Raw genomic sequence first — 22311 nt, 5'->3', positions numbered from 1 at the left:
GTTTATATTACTTTTTTTAAATTTTCCTGAATTTGACAAAAAGCACTTTCTAAAAAAATTAATTTAACTGAATTCAGTAAATCATAGCTATTTATTTCGTTAACAGTTCTAATTTTTTTTCCTTGTAAATTTCTTGCCGACAGATATAATTTTTTATCTGGTGTTTTTAATACAAAGAGGATTTTTTTCTTTTCTAATTTAAAAGAACGTAATAGACTTAAAAATTTTTTAGTATTAGGCTTTTCAAAAGAAAAATCTTCTACTACTTTAATAGCATTATCTTTTACTTTTTTACTAAGTATAGATTTTTTAACTAAACTTTTTGCAAGTTTATTCAATTTTTGATGAAACGATCTTGGACGAGGTCCAAAGACTCTAGCCCCACCACGAAATAATGGATTATGAATATCTCCCTTTCTTGAACTACCTGTCCCTTTTTGACGATGAAGTTTTCTAGTGCTTCCTGATAATTTGCTCCTCTCCTTAGTTTTATTTGTTCCTTGACGTTGTGAAGCTAAATAACTTTTAATATCAAAATATATTAAATGATCATTATAATCTCTCTTAAAAATAGAGGGGTCTAATAAAATATGACGACCGGTAGATTCTCCTTTAATATTTAATACGGCTATTTCCATTTTTTAATTGCTAGATATGTATTGTTATTACCAGGAACAGACCCTTTTAAAACAATAATCTGACGTTCAAGAACTATTTTTAGGACTTTAAGATTTTTAACAGTAACATTTTTATATCCCATTCTACCTCCCATTTTTGTTCCTTTAAAGACTCTAGAAGGATCAGATCCTGCTCCAATAGAACCTGGAGATCTTAACCTATTATGTTGACCATGAGTTCGTTCTCCAACTCCAGAAAAATTATGTCTCTTGACTACACCCTGAAACCCCCGACCTTTAGATAAACCTGTGACATCGACAAATTCTCCTTCTGAGAATAAATTTATACTGATTTCATCACCTAATTTTATATTATTCACAAATTCGCCAGAAAATTCCATAATTTTTTTTTTAGGATACACTCCAGCTTTTTTAAAATGACCATACAGAGGTTTAGATACATTTTTTTCTAGTTGATTATCGAAACCTAGTTGTACAGATGAATAACCATCTTTTTCAAAAGTTTTAATTTGTATAACTGAACATGGCCCTGCCTGAATAACAGTGCAAGAAACATGTTTTCCATCTTCATCAAAAAGACTCGTCATTCCAATTTTTTTTCCTATAATACCTGACATAATAAATTATCCTTTTATTTCAATTTCTACACCACTAGGAATTTCGAGTTTCATTAGCACATCTATAGTTTTAGAAGAAAGACTATAAATATCTAATAATCTTTTATGAATACGTAATTCGTACTGATCACGAGACTTTTTATTAACATGTGGTGAACGTAAAATAGTAAAAATTTTTTTTTGTGTTGGCAAACATATGGGTCCGTTAACAAAAGCCCCAGTGGGTTTCACAGATTTGACTATTTTTTCAGCAGACTACTAAATTATGATCGTAAGATTTTAATTTTATTCTAATTTTATGATTCATTTTTATGAGGATCTCCTTTTACCCTAAAAATAATAGATTCAGCAACGTTTTTAGGAGCAGATTCGTAATGAGAAAATTCCATTGAAGAAGTAGCTCTTCCTGACGAAAGTGTTCGTAAAGTAGTTACATATCCAAACATTTCAGTTAAAGGAACCTGTGCTCTAATTATTTTAGAATTGTTACGATCATCTACACCTTGCATAATACCACGACGTCGGTTTAAATCACTTACTATATTTCCAAGATTTTCTTCTGAAGTAACTATTTCAATTTTCATAATAGGTTCTAATAGAACTGGATTTGCTTTTTTTGCCGCTTCTTTAAACCCGATCTTAGCTGCTAGTTCAAATGATAATTGATCAGAATCCACAGGATGATACGTTCCATCTATTAAAGTTATTTTCATCGCATCTATTTCATAACCTGCTAAAGGACCGGTTTTCATAGCTTCTTTAAAACCTTTTTCTATAGATGGAATAAACTCCTTAGGAATATTTCCTCCTTTTACAGAATTAACAAATTCGAACGAATTCTTATTAGAAGGACCAATTTTAAATATAATATCAGCAAATTTCCCCCGACCTCCAGTTTGTTTTTTATAAACCTCTCTATGTTTATATTCTGTAGTAAATGATTCTTTGTACTCTACTTGAGGTTTTCCTTGATTTACTTCTACTTGAAATTCCCTTTTAAGACGATCAATAATGATTTCTAAATGAAGCTCTCCCATTCCTGATAAAATCGTTTGTCCACTGGAATTATCTATACGAACTTGAAGAGTAGGATCTTCTTCAACGAGTCTGGAAAGAGCAAAACTCATTTTATCAATATCATTTTTATATTTAGGTTCTATGGAAAACCCGATTACTGGATCAGGAAAAGATATACTTTCCAAAAGGATCGGCCGATTCTCATCACAAAGAGTATCTCCAGTTTTTATATCTTTAAATCCTACAGCAGCTCCAATATCTCCTGATTTAATACTATTAATTGGGTTTTGCTTATTAGCATGCATTTGATATAGACGAGAAATACGTTCTCTATTATTGGAACGAGTATTTAAAACATAAGAACCTGCAGAAAGCTTTCCAGAATAGACCCTAAAAAAAGCTAAACGACCGACAAAAGGATCAGTAGAAATTTTAAAAGCTAAAGCTGTAAATGGTTCATTATCACTTGGAATTATTTTTTCGGAAGATTTTGTTTTAATATTATTTCCAATAATCTGTTCCACATCTAGAGGAGATGGAAGATATTGACAAACAGCATCTAAAATAGACTGGACCCCTTTATTTTTAAATGATGATCCACAAAGCATAGGAACAATCTTCATTTGAATAGTAGCTTTTCTCAAATCTTCAATCAACTCCTTTTCTGAAATAGAATTAGGATTTTCAAAAAATTTTTCCATCAAAATATCATCGTATTCCGCGATAGCTTCAATAAGTTTTCCACGATAGTAAGCTACTATTTTTTCAAGATTGTTGGGAATAGGGATATTTTTATAAGTCATACCATAATCATCTTCACTCCAGATTATAGCTTTATTATAAATAAGATCCACAACACCTTTAAAACTTTCTTCGCTCCCAATAGGAACTTGCAGGGGCAAAGGATTCCCACCTAATATTTTTTTTACCTGAGAACAAACATTGAAAAAATCTGCACCTCGTCTATCCATCTTATTGACGAAACCTATTCTTGGGACTTTATATTTTTCTGCTTGACGCCATACAGTTTCGGATTGTGGTTCTACTCCATCTACCGCACTAAAAATAGTAACCATTCCATCTAAGACTCTTAAGGAACGTTCTACTTCTACGGTAAAATCCACGTGACCTGGTGTATCTATAATATTTATATCATATTTATTATTACAATATTTCCATTCACATCTAGTAGCAGCTGAAGTAATAGTAATACCTCTCTCTTGTTCTTGAGCCATCCAATCCATAGTGGAAGCCCCATCATGGACTTCACCTATTTTATGGTTGATCCCAGTATAAAAAAGGATACGTTCTGTAGTAGTAGTTTTTCCTGCATCTATATGCGCTGCTATACCTATATTCCTAGTAAATTTAAGATCTTTCATTAGAACCTAAAATGTGAGAAAGCTTTATTAGATTCGGCCATTTTATGAGTATCAATACGTTTCTTTACAGCTAATCCTTCTTCCTTAGATGCGGCAATAATTTCTGCAGCAAGATTATCAGACATACTTTTTTCATTTCTTTTTCGTGAGTAACAGATAAGCCATTTCATAGCTATTGATATTTTTCTATATGGACTAATTTGTCTAGGAATCTGAAAAGTAGATCCTCCTACTCTACGACTCCTAACTTCTACATGAGGCATAATATTGGTAAGTGCTTGTTTCCAAATTTCTAGCTCATTTTTATCTTTATTTTCATTACGTTCTTTTACAATTTTCATAGCACCATAAAAGATGTTATATGCGAGATTTTTCTTCCCATTTTTCATTAAATTATTAACAAAACGACTTACTAAGGGGTCGTTAAATTTTGGATCAGGTAATAAAGATCTTTTTTTAAGGGTTACTTTTTTCATTTTTGGAATATTTAGTTCCATATTTACTACGTGCTTGTTTTCTATCTTTTACTCCAGCAGTATCTATAGCACCTCGTAATATATGATAACGTACACCAGGCAAATCTTTAACTCTTCCACCACGAACTAAAACGATAGAGTGTTCTTGTAAATTATGACCCTCACCAGGAATATAGGCATTAACCTCTTTTCCATTAGTTAACCGGACTCTAGCCACTTTACGCATTGCCGAATTAGGTTTTTTAGGAGTAGTAGTATAAACTCGTATACAGACTCCTCGACGTTGAGGACAAGAATTTAAAGCCGGAGATTTGCTTTTTTTATTAAAAATTTCTCTTTTCTTTCTTATTAACTGTTGGATTGTTGGCATAAGATTTTTGTTAAAAATAAATGACGAATTTATACTTATTCTCGAGTAAGAGCAGAATACGTTTAATAGTCGGTTCCTCTTCAGAAGAATGAATAGTTTTAGATGTAGAAAGTAAAATTGGGTTTCTACATTATGTTAAAAATGAACTGAAGGCTTATTAGTAATAATTGTCCAATCATATTTTTTAATTCTCTTAGGTGTTCCCTGATTAATCATGGGTTCAATAGCTAGGACCATCATATCCTCTTTTTCCATAATTGGGTAACAGAGGATTAGATTTTTTTACTAATCCGTGTATTCTATAACTACACCGGAACCATATTTTTCTGCATAGTTATGAATAGCGTATCCAATATCTCCTGTACAATTCCCTATTCTACAAGAATAGATACCACGGGATAGAGAATAACCTCTATGAGTTTTTTTTCGGTCTTCAGATATTTCACCTACTGCAAAAGTATAAGCATGATCACCATAATATCCATTCATTAGTACCCCACAATATCTCCTTCAGATAAAGGTTTTTTATTGGGAATACCATGTCATTGGTAGATACGCATAATGTATTGGGAAAATTATAAAGTACTAGAAAAGCTGGAATACCGCCATGATAACGTCTAAATTCTTCGGCCTTGTGATCTAAATAAAGTGTAGTTACACCTGGTTGTATTTATGAAGTTAACATTCCTAATGTTTTGTAAACCAATTGAGCACTTTCTTTAATTATAGAGAGTATTTTTTGGACGAACATTAGGAGGAAGAGTAAGGATTAATCGATAATATCACATATTAGAAGGACAAAATAATATTTGACCACCTTAAAAAGATAATCTTTTATAATCAGTAATTTGAATATTCGAATTAAATTTTTTTACATATTCTAATACAGATAATTTATTATTTTTTATAAATTTTTGGTCAAGAAGTAAATTTTCATCAAAAAATTTATTTAATTTTCCTTGAGAAATTTTTTCTATAATATTTTCAGGTTTTCCTTCTTTTCTTGATTGTTCTTTTGCAATTTCTTTTTCTTTATGAAGTATATCAGTAGATAACTTTTTTTTATTTAAAGCTATGGGATTCATAGCAGCTACTTGCATAGCTAAATTTTTAGCTACTTCTTGAACACCTTTAGGTGCAGATGATAATCCGACTAAACTAGCTATTTTATTTCCATTATGAACATAAAAAGAGACAAAAGAAGCTGAAAGTTTTTCAAAAAAACATAAATCAATTTTTTCTCCTATTACACCAGTTTGTTCTATAAGTTTTTCCTTAATCGGAAGATTACCTATAAATTTATTTAATAAATCATCTTTATTTCTACATGAAATCGCTATTTCTGCAAATTTATTAGCTAATTTAATAAAAGAACTATTTTTTGCTACGAAATCAGTTTCACAACTTAATCCTATAATTACTCCTTGTGTTTCTTCTCTATTTACTTTTGCAATAAGAACTCCTTCATTAGTCTCGCGATGAGAAAGACTCATTGCAATTTTTTTTCCATTTATTCGTAATATTTCAATAGCTTTTTGAAAATCTCCCTTAGATTCTATAAGCGCTTTTTTGCAATCCATTATTCCAGAACCAGTTTTTTTCCTCAGATTCTTTATTTGATTAGCAGTTATTCTAGACATTGTTTTCTCGTTCTTTTTGTCTAGAAGAAATTCCTAAAGCTATAGCTTCACTTATATATTTTAAAATAATTGATATAGATTTTGAAGAATCATCATTAGAAGGAATAAAATAATCTACTAATTTGGGATTAGAATCAGTATCTACCATAGCAAACGTGGTAATATTAAGTTTCTTAGCTTCTTTAAGAGCTATTTTTTCTCGAGAGATATCTATAATAAAAATGGCGAATGGTAATCGCGTCATTCCTGATATAGATCCTATATATTTTTCAAGCTTTTTTTGAGAACGATTTATCATTAATAATTCTTTTTTTGAAAGAGATTCGTAAGCACCACTTTTCTTTTTTTTGTCAATAAGATTAAGTTTTTTAACTGTTTTACGAATAGTTATAAAATTTGTCAGTAAACCTCCTAACCAACGTTCTGTAATATAAGGCATATTATGTTTTCTAGAAACTTCTGAGACTATGTCTTTAGCTTGTTTTTTTGTGGCTACAAAGAGGATTTTTTTACCTGAATAAACAATATCCTGTATAGCTTTACAAGCTTCCTGTAACTTTTCTATAGTTTTATAAAGATCTATAATATAAATTCCATTTTTTTTCATGTATATATATGGACTCATATGAGCACACCATTTACGTGAAGAATGTCCAAAATGGACATCAGTAGATAATAATTCTTTTATATTTATTTTCGATTTCGACATTCTACATTTATTTATTTAAAATAATATAAATATATCGGAATATTCTCGAGAAAATTAACGTTTAGAGAACTGTGATTTCTTTCTAGCTTTTTTTCTTCCAAATTTTTTACGTTCTACTGAACGTGGATCACGGGTGAGTAATCCTAAAGGTTTTAAAATTCTTCGATTTTCTGAATTTATCTTACAAAGAGCACGAGAAATAGCTAACTGAATAGCTTCAGCCTGTCCGTTTATACCTCCTCCTAAAACCCGAATTTTTAAATCGAATTTATCTATATTATTAGTAAGTGAAAACGGTTGTAAAATTTTATATCTTAATAACTTTTGTGGAAAATATTTTTTATAATTTCTTTTATTAATAACTATTTTACCACATCCTGGTGATAAATACAACCGAGCTATTGAAGTTTTTCTTCTTCCTATTATATGTAAAACTTCCATATCAAATTAATTAATATTCAATACTATAGGTGTTTGAGACACATGTTTATGTTTTTGACCTACATACACATGCAGGTTTTTATAAAGTTGATTCCCTAACCTTGTTTTAGGTAACATTCCTTTAACAGCTTTTTCTAAAATAACAATCGGATTTTTATTGAATTGTTCAAAAACGCTTAGACATTTTTTACCACCAGGGTAACCAGTATAACTTATGTATTTTCTATTTTTCCAATTATTCCCTTTTAAACTTATTTTTTCTGCATTAATCACGATAATATGGTCACCACAATTTATGTTAGGTGTAAAAAGAATTTTATGTTTTCCTATTATTATTTTAGCAATAGTAGAAGCAAGTCTTCCTAAACTTTTATCTGTTGCATCAATAAGTAACCAACGTTTGCTTATCTCATATTTTGAGACGGAATTTGTTTTAAAGCTTAAACTGTCCACAGTATATTAAAAAATAAAATCATTGTTTACAAAGAAAAGCATGAGTATATATAGCATTTTAGTTTTAATTTACAAAATTATTACAAAAAAATCTTCTAAAGTTGACATAAAGTCATTGATAATGACATTATAAAATAAACACACAATCATATAAAAAAAAATTAATGGCACAATGCTTGTTTTCTCTTTTTAAAAATTTTAAAAATGAATAAAATTATTGGTATAGATTTAGGAACAACCAATTCCTGTGTTGCAGTAATGGAAGGGAATGATCCTATAGTAATTCCTAATTCTGAAGGAAAAAGAACTACTCCATCTATGGTAGCCTTTGTTGAAGAAGGAGAAATAAAAATCGGAGATCCAGCTAAAAGACAAGCTGTTACTAATTCTAAAAAAACTATTTTTTCAATAAAACGGTTTATGGGGACAACATTTTCGGATCTTTCTACTGAAATAAATCGGGTGCCATATAAGGTTATACAAGGTCCTAATAATACTCCAAGAGTCGATATAGATAAAAAAATTTATACTCCACAAGAAATTTCAGCAATGATTTTACAAAAAATGAAGAAAACTGCTGAAGATTATCTTGGACAGAAAGTTACCCGTGCAGTTATCACTGTCCCTGCATATTTTAATGATTCACAAAGACAAGCTACTAAAGAATCTGGAGAAATTGCAGGATTGAAAGTAGAACGCATAATTAATGAACCTACTGCAGCAGCATTAGCTTATGGATTAGATAAAAAGAAACATGATAAAAAAATCGCAGTATATGATTTAGGAGGAGGGACTTTCGATATTTCTATTCTAGAATTAGGTGATGGCGTATTTGAAGTACTTTCTACAAATGGAGATACCAATTTAGGAGGAGATGATTTTGACGATATTCTTATTAATTTCTTGGTAAAGAGTTTCCAATCTCAAGAAGGTATTGATCTTCGACAAGATCCTATGGCTCATCAACGTTTAAAAGAAGCAGCTGAAAAAGCAAAAATCGAACTTTCCTCAGGACTAAAAACTGAAATTAATTTACCTTATATTACTGCTACTTCTTCTGGACCAAAACATTTAGTACAAACTATTACTAGAGCTCAATTTGAACAACTTGAAGATGGTCTTATTCGTCGTTCCATGGAACCTTGCAAAAAAGCATTAGAATCTGCTGGATTAGATGCAATTAAAGATATTGATGAAGTAATTTTAGTAGGTGGTTCTACACGAATTCCAAAAATTCAAGCTGAAGTAGAAAAATTATTTGGAAAAAAACCTTCAAAAGGTGTTAATCCTGACGAAGTTGTAGCTATAGGAGCAGCTATTCAAGGTGGAGTTCTTGTTGGAGATATTAAAGATGTGCTTCTCCTGGATGTCACACCACTTTCTTTAGGTATAGAAACTTTAGGTGGAATATTTACTAAATTAATAGAATCTAATACAACTATACCAACAAAAAAATCAGAAACATTTTCTACTGCTTCTGACAATCAACCAGCTGTAACTATTCGAGTAGGACAAGGTGAACGATCTCTTTTCAAAGATAATAAAGAAATTGGCCGGTTCGATTTAATTAATATACCACCAGCTCCTAGAGGAAGACCTCAAATAGAAGTAACTTTTGATATTGATGCCAATGGTATTTTAAACGTTTCAGCTAAAGATAAAGGTACTAATAGAGAACAATCAATTCGTATTGAAGCTTCTTCAGGATTAAGTCAAGAAGAAATTGAAAAAATGAAACGAGAAGCCCAAGAAAATGCTGATAAAGACAGAAAATATAAAGAAGAAATTGATAAGTTAAATGCTACGGATGGACTAATTTTTCAAACTGAAAAACAGATTAAAGAATCCGAAAACAAATTATCAAAAGAGAATAAGAAAAAAATAGAAGATATTTTACAACAGCTTAAAAATGCTCGGGCTTCAAAAAATTTCTATGAAATAGACAGGACTACAAAAATTTTAACAGATATTTGGACCAGTATTTCACAAGAATTGTATACTGCTCAAAAAAATACTTCCGCATCTAATACTCAGAGTAAAAATACTTCCGCATCTAATACTCAGAGTAAAAATGTTCAAGATGTCGATTTTGAAGAAGTTAAATAAAATATTTTATGGAAAAGGTCTGTTTCCAAAAATTTCCTCAAGATCTTCTTTAAAGATAACTTCTTTATCAAGTAATTTCTTAGCTAATTTTTTAAGTTTTACACGATTATTAGCTAATAATTTATATGCACGTTGATATTGTTCTTCAATAATTTTAGAAATTTCTTCATCAATAATTCTGGCAGTATTTTCACTATAGGGTTTAGCAGATTCGTTTTTAACTGTAGAGTCATAATAAGAAATATTACCAATACGTTTATTTAATCCAAAAATTGTTACCATAGATTGTGCTTGTTTAGTAACACGTTCTAAATCGTTTAAAGCACCTGTAGAAATAGTTTTAAATATTACTTGTTCAGCAGCCCGTCCTCCTAATAAAGCACAAATTTCATCTTGCATCTGTTCAAAAGTAGTTAATTGACGTTCTTCTGGAAGATACCAAGCGGCTCCTAAAGATTTTCCCCTAGGAACAATAGTAACTTTTACAAGAGGAGCCGCATGTTCAATTAACCAACTAATAGCAGCATGACCTGCTTCATGATAAGCTATTCTTTCTTTTTCTGCTAACTTTATTACTTTATTTTTCTTTTCAAATCCTCCAATAATTCTATCTATAGCACTTAAAAAATCTTGATATTCTATTTTTGATTTTTCTTGACGAGCTGCTATAATAGCAGATTCATTACATATATTCGCTATATCAGCACCACTAAACCCAGAAGTTTGACGAGATAAAAATTCAATATCTATATCTTTTGCAATTTTTAATTTTTTAATATGTACTAAAAAAATTTCTTTTCTTTCATTTAGTTCTGGAAGATCTATAAAAAGAGTACGATCAAAACGTCCAGGACGTAAAAGTGCCTGATCAAGAATCTCTGAACGATTGGTGGCAGACATCACTATAACATTAGTATTGGTATCAAAACCATCCATTTCTGTAAGTAGCTGATTAAGGGTATTTTCACGTTCGTCATTAGCTCCATTAATATTATTTTTTACCCTAGAACGTCCTATCGCATCGATTTCATCAATAAAAATAATGGAAGGAGATTTTTCCTTAGCTTGTTTAAAAAGATCTCTAACGCGAGAAGCACCTACTCCAACAAACATTTCTACGAAATCAGATCCAGAAAGAGAAAAGAACGGGACTTGAGCTTCTCCGGCAACAGCTTTAGCTAAAAGAGTTTTCCCTGTTCCTGGAGGTCCAACTAAAAGCGCACCTTTAGGAATTTTCCCTCCTAAATTAGTATATTTATTAGGATTTTTTAGAAAGTCAACAATTTCTTGGATTTCTTCCTTTGCTCCTTCCAACCCAGCTACGTCTTGGAAAGTAATTTTAACATTATCGTTTTCGTCAAAAAGTTTAGCTTTAGACTTTCCAATATTAAATATATGTTTTCCAGAACCTACGTTTATACGAGATAATATGAATCCCCAGAATATTACAAAGAGGAAAAAAAAGAATACGGATTCAATGACAGTTTTGCTAAAATTAGATTCTTTTTGATTATTTAAAAGAAGAATGAGATTTAATTTATAGAGATATTTATATTCTTCAATCTTTTTAGAAAAAAAAGGAAAATTATTTATAGTTAATTCATAATGATCAAAATCTGTATATAAAAGATATTTTTTATTTTTTATATTTTTTTTATAAACCCATATGATGGCTTTAGAGTGATTTGTTATAATTATTTTCTGAACTCTTTTTTCAGAAAGGATTTTAAAAAAAAAATCTGGAGAAATCTGTTGTCTTTTAAAGACCAAATATTGAAAAAGAAATATTCCCAAAATAATCAGGAAACCTGAGAGAAAAAAAAAATATTTGTTTTTATTCATAATATTATTCCCTTATATATAAACATAATATTCAAAAGATTTTATATAATATAATGAAAGTACGGAAGCATAATTAAATAAAAGCATTATTATGGGCATGAAATATTATTATTATTTACTTGAACGTAATTATTTATATGACTAAACTTTGTATACAATATAAAATAAACTAACATGATTTCCATAAATAGGGATAAATAGGGATAAATAGGGATAGGAAGATGAAATACTGAATCGTAATAAGTTAAATCATAAGCCCAAAGAAATGATTTTCCTCGAAGATTAATAATCTTTTTAAAAAAATTGAAACAGTGCATAAAAAATCCAGACATTGGATTTATTACGATTTTTTTATAAAATTCTATAGTAGCTTGTTGCTTATCTGCAGATTTAAGTTTTTCATTCAGTTCTTCTATATCATAACGTATAATTTTCATTCAGTTCTTCTATATCATAACGTATAATTTTCATTATAGCAATGAATTTACATTGCCAATAAGTAATGGGGAATAATATAAGTTTTACTATAATAATTAAACTTTGTTTTTGATCAAAATACTCCAACCAAATGGGATAAGATCTTCAAAATTATCACCATACTTCTTAAGAAGATTATACTTTAATGGAACAAAATCCCACTTTGCCTTACAATTAAGTTCATTATAAACTAATGGAGAAAACATAGAACACCATTTAATATCAAATGGTGATGTCAGTATTTTTTATTGAATTTTCGTTGTTTTAAAAGGATTTTTAGTACAAAATTGTTGTTTATTAGCTAGACAATTTCTTTTTTTATTCTTTTATTCTTTCCATAAGAATAACACATTTGTGTATAATTATTTTCCAAACCAATTAATTTATGTTTACAATTAAAAAAAATAGCATTATTAAGAACAAAGACCTCGACTAGTAATGGACAAATTTGCCTAATATGATTTTTCTTTCGGGAATGAATAATTCCCCTACGTTATGAAAAATTGTTTTCATAGTTAAGATGTATTGATAGGGAGTTTCTTGCAGATTAGGGGGATCATTACTATAAACCAGAAAGAGTTATCATATTTATACCAAAAGTGAAACTTTTCGTCTTTACTAAACGTAATATTTTATCGTTAGAAGTATTATACTTCTTGAGAAAGATCTCACTAATATTCCCCCCACCCCAAGATTAGATATTTTTATACTAATCATATCATTTTCTTCTTCAAATAGTTTCCCCATATTTATTGGGAGAGAATCAAATAGTTTTTTTATTTGATAACTGTATATTTTTCTACCCAATTTCATTGAAACAAAAAAAGACTATTAATATTGAAATTATAGTCACTATAAGTAAATAATAATCTATTTTTTTAGATTGCATAATGGATTGCATAATGGATTGCATAATGGATTGCATAATGGATTGCATAATGGATTGCATAATGGATTGCATAATGGATTGCATAATGGAATTTATTCATTAAAAAGCTTATGCAGCTGTTATTTAAATAATCCGAAATAAAAAAAAGATTTAAAATGTCAAAAATTTGTAAAATAACCGGTAAAAAAGTTCTAATAGGGAACAAAGTTTCTCATGCTAATAATAAAATTAAACGTCGTTTTAATATTAATATTATAAAAAAAAGATTCTTTCTTCCTAAAGAAAATAGATGGATTTTGTTAAAAATATCTGCAGCTGGAATTAGAACGGTGAATACTATAGGAATTGAAGAGGCACTTAAACGTTCGAGGAAAAAAAGACTAATAAAATAAAAAATGGTAAAAAAAGGAAATAGAATCCAAATAATTCTGGAGTGTACTGAACATAAGAAAAGTGGAAAAAAAGGGATCTCTCGTTATTTTAGTACAAAAAATAAAAAAAATACGCCTAATAGAATAGAATTAAGAAAATATAACTCTATTCTAAGAAAATACACTATTCATAAAGAAATTAAATAAAATGGCAAAAAAAACTGTGTTACAAAATAATGTATATAAAAAAATGACAAAAGTTATACGTCTGATTAAGTCAATCAAATCAAGAACTTATGTTTTTGAAGAAAAAATAGTTCCAGATAATAAAATAAATGATTTTTTTGACAAGAAATGAGAGGGTTACAAAAAACTAAAGCGGTTTATAGCAGGAAAAACAAAAGTAATGTACCCTAATCGTGTATACAGACGGTTTCTACCGACCTGGGGTGAGGAGGAGCATACGATACTTTTCGTGCAGCAGCCGTCAGCAGATTTATGTATATACTGCCGTACATAAGTGATTAAAAAACTGATCCACGTGTTTTTAAAGGAGGAATGATCAATTAGGTGAAGGTATTGAAGACTTACAAATTTTTTATAAGGATGCTTTCATCTCCTCTTTTTAATGTCATTTTTTACAAGATTATAAAGCCCACGGAGTAAATAATTCTCCCAACTGACCGTCTCATGGAATATTTTACGATGCCATTTATGGAACATCTTGAAGAATTACGAAAACCTGTTTTTATAGCTTTACTAAGCATCATTGTGGGTTTTGCTCCAGCTAATTTTATTAGTTATCGTCTATTCAATAAAATGGTCCGGGTTATCCATCAAAATAATCCAATGATTTGATCCATCAAAATAATCCAATGATTAGATCTCTGAATCTACAGATACAAAACACTAAACTTTTAGGACAATTTAATACTTATTTATGGGGAAGTTTTATAATCATCCTAGCTCTTCCTTAGATTTTTGATGAAATTTGTAGTTTGATACGTCCTGGACTTTCGTAACAAGAACGAAATTATATTGTCTGCTTTAGTTTTATTTTGTGGATACAATTTAGCAAGAGCTTTCGTCTAAGTTATTTACCTGAAAACATTTTTATATTTCTATAGTAATAGATCCTACTTTTTTTAACCCAAATCGGTCTAATTACTACAAAATTGTTGAAAACACGCTTTTTTAATTATGCTATCACTCCTTCAGATATAATAAGCATGTTTATTGCTACCATCCCTTTAATTTTACTGGATGAAATCTCCCTTTAATTTTACTGGATGAAATCTCCCTTTAATTTTACTGGATGAAATCTCCCTTTAATTTTACTGGATGAAATCTCCCTTTAATTTTACTGGATGAAATCTCCCTCTATAATATTTTAAAAAAAATCATCTCTACGTCTCTCCATTTCTCTTTTCATGATAATATTGCGTTTATCATAATATTTTCTTCCTTTTGCTAAAAAAATTTTAAGCTTAGCACGTCCTTTATCGTTTATAAAAAGTCTTTTAGGTATTAGAGTTAAATTATACTCCTTGAGTTTACGTTCAAGTTTTTTTAACTCTGATCTCTTTAAGAGAAGCTTTCTCTCTCTTCTAACATCATGATTAATATGCGTTCCCCATTCGTATTTTGAAATATACATATTTATAACGTAAAGCTCTTTATTTTTCATTTTACAGAAACTCTCAGAAATAGAAACATTATTCCGTCTAATTGATTTTATTTCTGTTCCTAATAACTGTATTCCAGACGTATATTCATCTAAAATATCGTATTCAAAACGAGATTTTCTATTTTCAATTTTGGTTTTCATAACAAAATTTATTTTGATTCAATCACTTTGTAAATCACTTTGTAAATCACTTTGTAAATCACTTTGTAAATCACTTTGTAAATCACTTTGTAAATCACTTTGTAAACAGCTTTTATAAAAAAAATCCTTGTTTAGTAATGCTTACAGTATCAAATCTTTCTTTACAATTTGGAAAAAAAATCCTTTTTGAAGAGGTAAATATTAAATTTACTAAAGGAAATTGCTATGGAATTATAGGAGCAAATGGTGCAGGAAAATCTACTTTTTTAAAAATTCTTTCTGGTGAACAAGATTACACCTCAGGAAAAATTAACATTGAACCTGGAAAACGTCTGTCGGTATTGAAACAAGACCACTCCGTTTTTGATAATTACACAGTACTAGAAACAGTGATAAGAGGTAATAAAAAACTTTCTGACATTAAACAGGAAATGGATTTTCTTTATAAGAAAGATAATTTTTCAGAAAAAGATGGAATTAAAGCAGGAGAATTAGGATTGTTATACGAGGAAATGGGAGGATGGAACACAGAATCAGATGCCGCTCATTTACTCTCCAGCTTAGGTGTAACAGAAGAAGAACATATTAAAAAAGTAAAACATCTTAATGGGAAAGATAAAGTCCGTGTATTATTGGCTCAAGCTATTTTTGGTCATCCTGATATTCTAATATTGGATGAACCTACTAACGATCTAGATGTAGATACTATTAATTGGTTAGAAGATTTTTTGTCTAACTATGAAAATACTGTTATTGTAGTTTCTCATGATCGTCACTTTCTAGATTCAGTATGTACTCATATTTGCGATTTGGATTTTGGAAAAATTCAGTTATTTACTGGAAATTATACATTTTGGTATCAAGCGAGTCAGCTTGCTATTCAACAACAAATGCAACATAATAAAAAAACTGAAGAAAAACGTAAAGAATTACAAGAATTTATCCAAAGATTCAGTTCTAATGTAGCTAAAGCTAGACAAGCAACTGCACGAAAGAAAATGCTAGATAAACTAAATTTCAATGAAATTAAACCTTCATCAAGAAAATATCCGGCTATAATTTTTGAACAAGAACGTGAAGCTGGAAATAAAATATTAGAGATCAAAAATCTCTCTCAATCCTTTGAAGGGAATATTATTTTTCAAAACCTTTCAGTAAAGGTAAATCGTGGAGATAAAATTGCTCTGATCTCTGATAATAGCAAAGCTACATCTATTCTTTATAAAACCATAGCAGGAAAACTTCGTCCTGAAAGTGGAAATTTTTCATGGGGAATTACCACAAAACAAGCATATCTTCCTAGTAGTTACGACGAATTTTTTAAAAATAATCTGAATATTATTGACTGGCTTCGACAATATGTAGAAAAGGAAGAAGAAAATTGTGAGGAATATATCCGAGGATTTTTAGGAAAAATGCTTTTCAGCGGAGATGAAACGCTAAAAAAAACCCATGTTCTTTCAGGAGGTGAGAAGATGCGTTGCATGTTTTCTAAAATGATGCTACTTAAAGCTAATGTATTGATGTTTTATGAACCTACCAACCATTTAGATCTAGAGTCTATAACCTCGCTTAACAATTCTTTAAAAAGTTTTAAAGGTACTATTTTGATTACTTCTAAAGATCAAGAATTAATTAAAACGGTTTGCACTCGCATTGTTAAAATAGAACCCCATGGTATAGTTGAATTACCAATGGAATATTTAAAATAAGAGATCATTGTACATCCTTAGGAGCTGTAGCACTGTTTTATTACTAAGCTTACAGTCTGACGTGTCTAAATTAAACACATTAAGGTTTACCTAGTAGCATCAGTACAAGGTCTGTCTGTAGCTATCAAGCAAATATATAGTAACTTTTGGTAGGCAGCGCTGAAGCGCTTTATGCTGGTTATAAACACGTATATGCTACTATAGATTAACAGTGATGCCCTTAATGTCCTTGAATACGTGATAAAACCTATCTGTTTAATATTACACACTACTATGGTGTAGACTTTATGAGTGGTACGCATCACTGGCATGGAAAAGCTACGAATTCTGTATAGCTACAGGACATTTAGTTTGGTAAGCAGCTCAAATATAAGTATACAATCTGAAGAAATTATTTTACCAAAACAGGTTGTATAGCTGAAGAACATAACTTAAGTCGGCCTGTAAGCCGGATTCTGTATCCCCCTAGGAACCTTTATCATTAATCTAGGATAAATGTGACCATCTATCTCAAACTGCCTACCCACCGACTACGACCGAGCAGATCTTAAACGCCGGTCTACATAGCATTTCATCGCACAGAGTTTACCTAATTTCACTACAGCCAAACTGTACTTTCTTTCTGTTGCACTAGTCCTCACCTTGCAGTGTAAGGGAATTACCCATTTGTGTTGCTCTATGATGTCCGGACTTTCCTCATTTGATTAACGCGATAAAGCGACCGACTTCAAATAACCAATGGATCTAGTGACCACTTCTTCTGGAGTATCTACAAAGTTAGAGCTGAAAAAAATTCAGAAAGCGTTACCTCCTCCCTCGTAAAAAAGCGATAGCAATAGAATTTCACTATAGAAGCTGGACGATGAATGACTTTATTGAAGCTGGACGATGAATGACTTTATTGAAGCTGGACGATGAATGACTTTATTGAAGCTGGACGATGAATGACTTTATTGAAGCTGGACGATGAATGACTTTATTACTGGTAATATAATACCGGCACGCTACCCACCCAGCCTAAGAAGTTCCATACAACACAATTAGAACCAGCAGCAATAACCAGCAGCAATAGCTTTATCCGTAAGAATAGCAGTAATTTGTGGGGATAAGCATTTATAGTCATAGTTACCAATACAAAGTAATAACGTCTACTCCTGCTTTCACCAAGCGTTAGGATCATTGATCTGCCTCGTTAAGAGTGGAATGACGTTTCACTCCAGCCTCCTTATCATCAGTAAATGTAGTATATATTATAAGGGGTTGAAATGGTTTTGACAGCAAGCTTAATAAGTAAGTAAGCATACCGTGTAACGTGAGGTAAACACGAAAATCTAGCGTCACAAAATATAACCGGCGAAGAAAACTATGCTCTTGCTGCTTAAGTAAAAATTTAAAGCCACGTCGGCATAATCTGCCGAAGCAAGATATCTCTCATAAATTCCGCTTTATAATTTATGATTAAGAGGTACCGTAAAATAAAGCTAGGAAACCTTTGAAAACTAAAAGGATAATTCCTCAATAGAATGCTCCTCTTCTATTGTAGGTTTACAAGAGGAGATAAGTATGTAGAAATCTTACAAATTACTTGTATGGACGCGGGTTCGAATCCCGCCAACTCCACAATAAATATCCCCATGTTTATATTTCTAACTATAAATATAAATTCAATATGAATGAACATGTTCCTGAGCATTTTATTGAAGAAATTATTGAAAATGATCTTAAAAAATATTTTTCTAGAGAGAATTTACGATTTCGTTTTCCACCTGAACCTAATGGATATTTACATATAGGTCATGCTAAAGCAATTTGTCTAAATTTTGAACTAAGTAGAAAATACGGGACGTCTATCAATTTACGGTTTGACGATACGAATCCAACTAAAGAAGGTCAAAATTATGTAAATTCTATAAAAAAAGATATTCTTTGGTTGGGTTTAAAATGGGATAAAGAATGTTATGCATCTGATTATTTTGAACAACTTTATCAATGGGCTAAAAAACTCATATGGAAAGGAAAAGCTTATGTAGATGAACAATCTCAAGAAGTCATCCTAGCACAAAGAAAAACACCTTTTGAAGGTGGCATAGAAAGTCCTTATAGGAGAAGATCTATAAAAGAAAATATAGAGTTGTTAGAACGAATGAGAGCCGGAGAATTTGAAGAGGGTCAGTATGTATTACGTGCAAAAATTGATATGAACTCTCCAAATATGAATCTTCGTGATCCTATTATGTATAGAATATTAAAAAAATCTCATCACCGTATAGGTCAAAAATGGTGTATTTACCCTACTTATGATTGGACGCATGGTCAATCAGATTATATTGAACAGATATCGCATTCACTTTGTTCAATAGAGTTTGAAAACCATCGCCCTTTATATAATTGGTATCTTGATCAGATATATGAAGACGGTAAAATAAAACCTAGACAATGTGAATTTTCAAGACTTAATCTTAGTTATACCATTATGAGTAAACGTAAATTACAACGGATTATAGAAAAAAAATATGTTCCAGGATGGAATGATCCTCGCTTGCCAACTCTCAGTGGGTTACGTCGTCGTGGTTATTCTCCAGAAGCTATCCGAGAATTTTGTAATAAAATAGGTGTTACTAAAAGGGATAATGTAGTTGACATTTCTTTACTTGAATTTAGCATCCGCAAACAACTTAATAAAACGGCCACACGGGTAATGGTTATACTTGATCCTATAAAACTCGTTATTGAAAATTATCCGACAAAATCTGTAAATATTCCTTTTTCAAAAATACTCTATATTGAGAGAGAGGATTTTATGGAAGTAGGGTATAAAAAGTTCTTTCGGTTATGTATTGGGGGAGAAGTTCGTCTTAAAAACGCTTATATTATTAAAGGAATTAGCGTGATAAAAGATTCTGAAGGTCAAATTATAGAAGTTCACTCTTTTTATGATTCTAAAAGTCTCTCAGGTAGCAATACCAAAGAAAGTTTACGAAAAATAAAAGGAACGTTACATTGGGTATCGTCTGAACATTCAATAAAAGTCGAGGTCAGATTATATGATCGTTTATTTTCTGTACCATTACCAGATGGTAATAAAGAACGAGATTTTCTTGATTTTATCAATCCAAATTCTTTAAAAGTTGTTCAAGGCTATGGAGAACCTTCTTTAAGAGAAGCAAAAAAAGGTCAGATTTTTCAATTTCAAAGATTAGGCTACTTTTGCGTAGATCCAGATACTTATAAAGAAAGAATTATTTTTAATAGAACTGTAACACTTAAAGAGAGCTGGAAGAAAGTAAAACAATAATATCCTCCTTATATAATCTCTCGCACTTTTTCAACAATTTCAAAAATGGTAAATGGAATACCTTGGATTTTCGAAAACGGAATAGCATCAATTAAAAATTGATCCCGAATAATATGAATAAGTTGACCATTATTAAGTTCAGGAATCAGCACTTTTTTAAAGTTTTGCAAAATAGTATCTAGTCCATTAGGAAGTGGATAAATATATTCTAGATGGGTATGTGATACTGATTTTCCTTCATCTAAAAGGATTTTTATTGCAGCACGAACAATTCCGGAAGTAGAACCCCAACTCAATATAAGAAGCTTTCCAGTTTTTTTACCATAATCTATCCTTGGTTTAGGCCATTTTTTTTTAATCAAATCAATCTTCTTTTGTCTTAACTTCACCATTTTTTCATGATTTTTAGGATCATATGATATATTTCCTGTTTCATCTTCTTTTTCTAGGCCACCTATTCTGTGTTCATATCCTGCCAACCCAGGTTTCACCCAACGCCTAACCCCCATTTCAGACCGTTGGTAAGGACGATAGTTTTTTGAATTTTTTAAAAAAGGTGGACATATAGTATCCAATTTATAGCTTTTTGGAAAACGCCAAAGTTCTGAACCATTAGCAAGATAACCATCGCTAAGTAAAATAACTGGAGTCATATGTTCTATAGCAATTTTTGCAGCGTAAAAAGCTACTGTAAAAGCACGTGAAGGAGAAGAAGGAGCTAACACAGGAATAGAGACTTCACCATGACATCCATAAATCGCTTGAAGAAGATCAGATTGTTCAGTTTTAGTAGGTAACCCGGTCGATGGACCACCACGTTGTACATTGATAATTACTAAAGGTAATTCCAGCATAAATGCTAAACCTAATCCTTCCTGTTTTAAAGCCATTCCAGGACCTGAAGTTCCAGTTACACCTAAATCACCTGCATATGAAGCTCCAATAGCTGAAGTAATTGCAGAAATCTCATCTTCTGCCTGAAAACTTTTTATCCCCAAGTTTTTGTAAGAGGCAAAATAATTAAGCAAATCTGAAGCAGGAGTTATAGGATATCCGGCATAAAATAGATTGAGACCAGCTTGTATAGCTGCAGTAGCTAATCCTAATGTTAGAGATTGGTTTCCAGTAACATTTCTATAAATACCTGAAGGCAGATTAGATGATTTTACTATAAAACGTTCTGTAAAAGTTTCACTTATTTCTCCGAAATTATAACCCGCCCGAAATACATTTAAATTAGCTTGTAGAAGTTGAGTATTCTTTTTAAAGATCTGTTTAAGACAATATTCAGTATATCCTAAAGGACGACTATAGAGCCAATAGATAAAACCCAATGCAAACATATTTTTAGCCACTTCCTTATCTTTCTTACTGAGGTTCAAATTTTTTAGTAGTTTATGACTATGTACGATAAGATCAAGTGGATATACATCATAATCATATAATTCTTTCAATGGATCGACATCTGGGGGATAACCTGCTAATTGCAGACTTTTTGAAGTAAATCCCATAGTATTGGCTATAATTTTTCCCCCTTTTTTAAGAAATGGAAAATTCTTCTTTAACGCTGCTGCATTCATTACAACTAGGACGTCATATAAATCACCTGGAGATGTTATTTCTACACTTCCAAAGTGGATTTGAAAACCTGAAAGACCTGCAATGGTATCACGAGGAGCACGGATTTCAGCAGGAAAATCTGATAAAGTACTAAGATTATTTCCGAGAAAAGCTGAAGTGTTAGTAAACTGTCTACCGATGAATTGTATACCATCACCGGAATTCCCGGAAAATAATATCGTAACTTGTTCAAGTATTTTTTTAAAAATCATTAATAGAATTTATATGGGAATATAAATGACGATGATATCTGGTCTCTACTTACTTGAATAGTTGTTTTTTATAAGCTTACCAATCAACAATTCTTTGACGAGCAGCCTTAGAGCCTTAGCTACATAAGTAATCAATCGCTTAGGTTACAAACTGGCTCAGGAACAGAAGATTTTGCCTGCACATGTACGTTACTGATTAGGATAATCGCTGCGGAC

At 30.7% G+C, this 22311-nt stretch carries 20 protein-coding genes, 2 other RNA genes and 1 pseudogene; 7 read left to right on the top strand and 16 right to left on the bottom strand.

The features are described from left to right. Positions 1 to 2: 2 nt before the first annotated feature. The 11 genes and pseudogenes from rplD to rplM form a co-directional block, all read right to left on the bottom strand. Positions 3 to 638 (bottom strand): 50S ribosomal protein L4, encoded by a 636-nt coding sequence (gene rplD, locus AAHJ01_RS01155; protein WP_342226793.1) that lies wholly within the window; start codon positions 636 to 638, stop codon positions 3 to 5. Then, positions 629 to 1255 carry a 50S ribosomal protein L3 gene (gene rplC / locus AAHJ01_RS01150; protein WP_342226792.1) on the bottom strand — a complete coding sequence of 209 codons (627 nt, stop codon included), beginning with the start codon at positions 1253 to 1255 and terminating at the stop codon, positions 629 to 631. Before rplC ends, rplD begins: the two co-directional genes overlap by 10 nt. Before the next feature lie 6 nt (positions 1256 to 1261). Continuing rightward, positions 1262 to 1562: pseudogene (gene rpsJ, locus AAHJ01_RS01145) on the bottom strand (30S ribosomal protein S10). Then, positions 1552 to 3654, bottom strand: a complete 2103-nt coding sequence (gene fusA / locus AAHJ01_RS01140) for an elongation factor G (protein WP_342226791.1) — start codon at positions 3652 to 3654, stop codon at positions 1552 to 1554. The pseudogene rpsJ and the gene fusA overlap by 11 nt, the downstream one beginning before the upstream one ends. Further along, positions 3654 to 4130, bottom strand: coding sequence for a 30S ribosomal protein S7 (rpsG, locus tag AAHJ01_RS01135; protein WP_342226790.1), 477 nt, complete (start codon positions 4128 to 4130; stop codon positions 3654 to 3656). The genes fusA and rpsG overlap by 1 nt, the downstream gene beginning before the upstream one ends. Then, positions 4111 to 4500 carry a 30S ribosomal protein S12 gene (gene rpsL / locus AAHJ01_RS01130; RefSeq protein ID WP_342226789.1) on the bottom strand — a complete coding sequence of 130 codons (390 nt, stop codon included), beginning with the start codon at positions 4498 to 4500 and terminating at the stop codon, positions 4111 to 4113. The genes rpsG and rpsL overlap by 20 nt, the downstream gene beginning before the upstream one ends. 285 nt (positions 4501 to 4785) lie before the next feature. Beyond that, positions 4786 to 4989, bottom strand: coding sequence for a M24 family metallopeptidase (locus tag AAHJ01_RS01125; protein WP_342226788.1), 204 nt, complete (start codon positions 4987 to 4989; stop codon positions 4786 to 4788). Positions 4990 to 5318: 329 nt separating this feature from the next. Then, positions 5319 to 6140, bottom strand: coding sequence for a translation elongation factor Ts (tsf, locus tag AAHJ01_RS01120; protein ID WP_342226787.1), 822 nt, complete (start codon positions 6138 to 6140; stop codon positions 5319 to 5321). Then, complete coding sequence (rpsB, locus tag AAHJ01_RS01115; protein WP_342226786.1) at positions 6133 to 6849, bottom strand: 30S ribosomal protein S2; 717 nt, start codon at positions 6847 to 6849, stop codon at positions 6133 to 6135. Before rpsB ends, tsf begins: the two co-directional genes overlap by 8 nt. A gap of 54 nt (positions 6850 to 6903) precedes the next feature. Next, positions 6904 to 7290, bottom strand: a complete 387-nt coding sequence (gene rpsI, locus AAHJ01_RS01110) for a 30S ribosomal protein S9 (protein WP_342226785.1) — start codon at positions 7288 to 7290, stop codon at positions 6904 to 6906. 6 nt (positions 7291 to 7296) lie between these two features. After that, positions 7297 to 7743 (bottom strand): 50S ribosomal protein L13, encoded by a 447-nt coding sequence (rplM, locus tag AAHJ01_RS01105; protein ID WP_342226784.1) that lies wholly within the window; start codon positions 7741 to 7743, stop codon positions 7297 to 7299. Positions 7744 to 7947: 204 nt separating this feature from the next. Here rplM and dnaK point away from each other — a divergent pair, with 204 nt between their 5' ends. Then, on the top strand, positions 7948 to 9849 hold the full coding sequence (dnaK, locus tag AAHJ01_RS01100) for a molecular chaperone DnaK (RefSeq protein WP_342226783.1): 1902 nt from the start codon (positions 7948 to 7950) through the stop codon (positions 9847 to 9849). Positions 9850 to 9855: 6 nt separating this feature from the next. On the opposite strand, the gene ftsH is transcribed toward dnaK, so the two are convergent. Further along, the gene (ftsH, locus tag AAHJ01_RS01095) at positions 9856 to 11691 is read right to left on the bottom strand and encodes an ATP-dependent zinc metalloprotease FtsH (protein ID WP_342226782.1); all 1836 of its coding nucleotides are present in this window, start codon (positions 11689 to 11691) and stop codon (positions 9856 to 9858) included. A gap of 89 nt (positions 11692 to 11780) precedes the next feature. Then, complete coding sequence (locus AAHJ01_RS01090) at positions 11781 to 12128, bottom strand: hypothetical protein (RefSeq protein WP_342226781.1); 348 nt, start codon at positions 12126 to 12128, stop codon at positions 11781 to 11783. Positions 12129 to 13212: 1084 nt separating this feature from the next. Between AAHJ01_RS01090 and rpmB the strand changes: the two genes are divergently transcribed. The 3 genes from rpmB to AAHJ01_RS01075 are packed head-to-tail and all read left to right on the top strand — an operon-like array spanning position 13213 to position 13786. Further along, positions 13213 to 13449: a 50S ribosomal protein L28 gene (rpmB, locus tag AAHJ01_RS01085; protein ID WP_342226780.1), complete on the top strand. Its 237-nt coding sequence runs from the start codon at positions 13213 to 13215 to the stop codon at positions 13447 to 13449. A gap of 3 nt (positions 13450 to 13452) precedes the next feature. Beyond that, the gene (gene rpmG / locus AAHJ01_RS01080) at positions 13453 to 13635 is read left to right on the top strand and encodes a 50S ribosomal protein L33 (protein ID WP_342226779.1); all 183 of its coding nucleotides are present in this window, start codon (positions 13453 to 13455) and stop codon (positions 13633 to 13635) included. Position 13636: 1 nt separating this feature from the next. Further along, positions 13637 to 13786, top strand: a complete 150-nt coding sequence (locus tag AAHJ01_RS01075) for a DUF4295 family protein (protein WP_342226778.1) — start codon at positions 13637 to 13639, stop codon at positions 13784 to 13786. A gap of 1032 nt (positions 13787 to 14818) precedes the next feature. Here AAHJ01_RS01075 and smpB read toward each other — a convergent pair. Continuing rightward, positions 14819 to 15256: an SsrA-binding protein SmpB gene (gene smpB, locus AAHJ01_RS01070; RefSeq protein WP_342226777.1), complete on the bottom strand. Its 438-nt coding sequence runs from the start codon at positions 15254 to 15256 to the stop codon at positions 14819 to 14821. Positions 15257 to 15393: 137 nt separating this feature from the next. Between smpB and AAHJ01_RS01065 the strand changes: the two genes are divergently transcribed. Continuing rightward, positions 15394 to 16968 (top strand): ABC-F family ATP-binding cassette domain-containing protein, encoded by a 1575-nt coding sequence (locus tag AAHJ01_RS01065; RefSeq protein ID WP_342226776.1) that lies wholly within the window; start codon positions 15394 to 15396, stop codon positions 16966 to 16968. A 428-nt stretch (positions 16969 to 17396) separates the two neighbouring features. On the opposite strand, the gene rnpB is transcribed toward AAHJ01_RS01065, so the two are convergent. After that, an RNA gene (gene rnpB, locus AAHJ01_RS01060) (RNase P RNA component class A) lies at positions 17397 to 17697 on the bottom strand. Between the two features lie 527 nt (positions 17698 to 18224). On the opposite strand from rnpB, the gene ssrA reads away from it, so the two are divergent. Together ssrA and AAHJ01_RS01050 are read left to right on the top strand one after the other, a co-directional pair. Continuing rightward, positions 18225 to 18591, top strand: a transfer-messenger RNA (tmRNA) gene (ssrA, locus tag AAHJ01_RS01055). 46 nt (positions 18592 to 18637) lie between these two features. Next, positions 18638 to 20263: a glutamine--tRNA ligase/YqeY domain fusion protein gene (locus AAHJ01_RS01050; protein WP_342226775.1), complete on the top strand. Its 1626-nt coding sequence runs from the start codon at positions 18638 to 18640 to the stop codon at positions 20261 to 20263. A gap of 8 nt (positions 20264 to 20271) precedes the next feature. Here AAHJ01_RS01050 and AAHJ01_RS01045 read toward each other — a convergent pair whose 3' ends face one another. Continuing rightward, positions 20272 to 22095 (bottom strand): 2-oxoacid:acceptor oxidoreductase subunit alpha, encoded by a 1824-nt coding sequence (locus AAHJ01_RS01045; protein WP_342226774.1) that lies wholly within the window; start codon positions 22093 to 22095, stop codon positions 20272 to 20274. Between the last annotated feature and the right edge of the window lie 216 nt (positions 22096 to 22311).

The organism is Candidatus Walczuchella endosymbiont of Icerya purchasi, assembly GCF_964030875.1.
GTDB lineage: Bacteria > Bacteroidota > Bacteroidia > Flavobacteriales > Blattabacteriaceae > Walczuchella.
This window is presented reverse-complemented; position numbering and strand designations above follow the sequence as displayed.